2 protein-coding genes are annotated in these 2813 nt (G+C 75.0%); one reads left to right on the plus strand and one right to left on the minus strand.

What is annotated here, in order from left to right; all coding sequences use genetic code 11:
• Nucleotides 1-20: 20 nt before the first annotated feature.
• The gene (locus tag FFA01_RS15710; protein WP_146857121.1) at nucleotides 21-1490 is read right to left on the minus strand and encodes an FGGY-family carbohydrate kinase; all 1470 of its coding nucleotides are present in this window, start codon (nucleotides 1488-1490) and stop codon (nucleotides 21-23) included.
• Nucleotides 1491-1609: 119 nt separating this feature from the next.
• Between FFA01_RS15710 and FFA01_RS15715 the strand changes: the two genes are divergently transcribed.
• Nucleotides 1610-2590 carry a nucleoside hydrolase gene (locus FFA01_RS15715; RefSeq protein ID WP_167627411.1) on the plus strand — a complete coding sequence of 327 codons (981 nt, stop codon included), beginning with the start codon at nucleotides 1610-1612 and terminating at the stop codon, nucleotides 2588-2590.
• The last annotated feature ends 223 nt before the right edge of the window (nucleotides 2591-2813 follow it).

Consider the following 2813-nt stretch of genomic DNA (forward strand, 5'->3'; position numbering starts at 1 on the left):
CGACGGACGGTCGTGCCCGGTCAGCCGCGAGCGGCGAGCCGGTGCACGACCTCGAGGGTGTCGGGGTAGAGCCGTCGGTAGTCGCGATAGGCCTCGTCGTAGGCGGCCCGGGCGCTCTCGTCGGGCGTGAGCACGATCGCCGGCGGGTTCCAGAGGTCGATGTCGACCTCGGTGACGAGCCCCGCCGCGAGCAGCGCCGAGCCGAACGAGGCGCCGACCGACACCCACGGCACGACCTGCGGCAGCCCGCAGACGTCCGAGACGATCTGCGGCCAGAGGTGCGAGAGCACCCCTCCCCCGGCACCCACCAGCGATCGCACCGGGATCCCCGCCTCGGCGAGGACCTCGACGTGGTGACGGACGGCGAAGGCCGTCGCCTCGAGCACGGCGCGGTAGATGTCTCCCCGCGTGTGACGGACGGTCAGCCCGGCGATGACGCCCCGCGCCTCCGGGTCGCCGAGAGGGGTGCGCTCACCGGCGAAGTAGGGCAGCACGAGCAGGCCGCGCGCTCCGACGCCGGAGTCCGCGGCCTCGTCGAGGATGTCGGTCCAGTCGGCACCGGTCAGCTGCCGCAGCCAGTCGGTGATCGCCCCGGCCGTCGCCAGGCCGCCGGCCGCGCTGAACCGGCCCGGGCCGTCTCCCACGGTCGTCCACAGGCCCGGGACGGGGCGCGGCTCGGCGAGCGGGACGAGCATGAACATCGTCGTGCCGTACTGCAGGAACATCCGCTCGGGGTCGTCGAGACCGACGCTCAGCCCCTCGGCGAACGCGTCGATCGCGCCGACCGTGACGGGGATCCCGGCGGGCAGCCCGGTCGCGGCCGCCGCACGCTCGGTGACGACCCCCGCCCGGTCGCCCGACCAGGCGAGCCGCGGCATCTCGAGGCCCGGGGCGAGCCGCTCGACCCACTCGTCGATCCAGGCCCGGCGGTGCACGTCGTAGAGCGGGGTGCAATGGCTCGCCGAGTGGTGGTCGAGCACGTACTCGTCGGTGAGCAGTTCGACCAGTCGCGACGAGGGCATGGTGAACCGGGAGGCGCGGGCCCAGATCTCGGGCTCGTGACGGGCCAGCCAGGCCAGCTTCAACCCGGCGGCCTGCGTGCTGAGGGCGGAGCCGGTCCGGGCCCGCATGGCGTCGACGCCCCCGAGCGACTCGGTGATCTCGTCGATCAGATCGGCGGCCCGGGTGTCGACCCCGTAGAGCACCGCCGGCCGCAGCGGCCGGCCGTCGTCGCCGCTGAGGAGCACGCACGGGCCCATGCCGCTGACCCCGACCGACACGATCTCGGCCGTGGGCTCGGCGGCGAGCAGCTCGGGCACGAGCGCGCAGCACTCCGCCCACCAGACGTCGCCGTCCATCTCGACGAGACCCCGGCCGGGCCGGTCGACCGTGTGGTCGCGCATCGCCTGCGCGACGATCTCGCCGTCGAGGGTCACGAGCAGCGCCTTGGTGCTCGACGTGCCGACGTCGATCCCCACGACCGCCTTCATCGCCCGCCTCGCCCTCGGCAGTCATCGCCCATGGGTCCATCCTGCCGTGTCGGGCGGGGTGCTCGGGAACGGGAGCGGCGCGAACCGCCCGGGCGCGCCTCCTCGGCTACCGTGGTGCGGTGACCGACACCACGACCCCCGACACCGTCTTCTACCTCGACTGCGACACCGGCATCGACGACTCCCTGGCGATCGCGTACCTGCTCGGCACGGCCCGCGACCGACTGGTCGGCATCGGCGCGACCAGCGGCAACGTCTCGGCGGCGGCGGGAGCCGAGAACACGCTGCGACTGCTGGGCCTCGCGGGCGCGACGGGGATCCCGGTCGCCCTCGGCGAGCACCACCCGCGTCGGGGCGAGTTCGACGGGGGCGCACCCCACGTGCACGGCGCCGACGGCGTCGGCGGGGTCGCCCTGCCCGTCACCGACGCCCGACTGGTCGCCGAGGACGCCGTCGAGCTGCTGGCCGACCTGGTCGAGCGCCACGGCGAGCGCCTGCACATCATCGCGATCGCACCGCTGACGACGGTGGCCCGCGCCCTCGACGTCGTGCCCGACCTGGCGTCGCGCGTCGACGGCATCACGCTCATGGGCGGGGCCGTCACCGTGCCTGGCAACATCACCCCCTTCGCCGAGGCCAACATCGCGAACGACGCCGACGGAGCCGCGCACGTGCTCGCCGCCGACTGGCACACGATCACTGTCGTGCCGCTCGACGTGACCATGCAGCACCGCTTCGAGCCGCGGCACACCGCCCGGCTGGCCCGTGACGGCGGCCCGCTCGCCCAGGCCGTCTCGGCGATGTTCGAGGCGTACTTCGACTTCTACGAGCCGGGGCTCGGCGTGCGCGCCGCTCCCCTGCACGACCCGCTCGCGGCCGCCATCGCCGTGGGTGACGTCGCCGTCGTCGATGCGCTGCACGACGAGCTCCACGTCGACGTCACCGACTCGCCCGAGCGCGGCCGCACGTTCCGGGCCGCCTCCCCCGCCACCGTGCCGCCCTCGGATGGCGGGCGCCGCACGACGGTCACCACCGTGCTCGGGGTCGGCGACGACGCGGCCGACCGCATCCTCCGCGGCGCGGCCTCCGACCCCCGCTGAGCACCCGCGGGTGAGGGTGCGGAGGCGGGCGGCACGGCGCGCCCGCGACGCCCGAGCCGCGCGACGCGGTGTGATGAGCGCATGACCGACTCGCCCCGCGCCTCCTCGCCCCTCCCCTCGACCGACGACCCGGTGGTCGTCGGCATCGGCCCGGTCTCGGCCGCCGACGTCGTCCGCGTCGCCCGCCACGACGCCCGGATCGAGATCGCCGAGGAGGCGCGGG

Source organism: Frigoribacterium faeni (genome assembly GCF_007988805.1).
Lineage (GTDB): Bacteria > Actinomycetota > Actinomycetes > Actinomycetales > Microbacteriaceae > Frigoribacterium > Frigoribacterium faeni.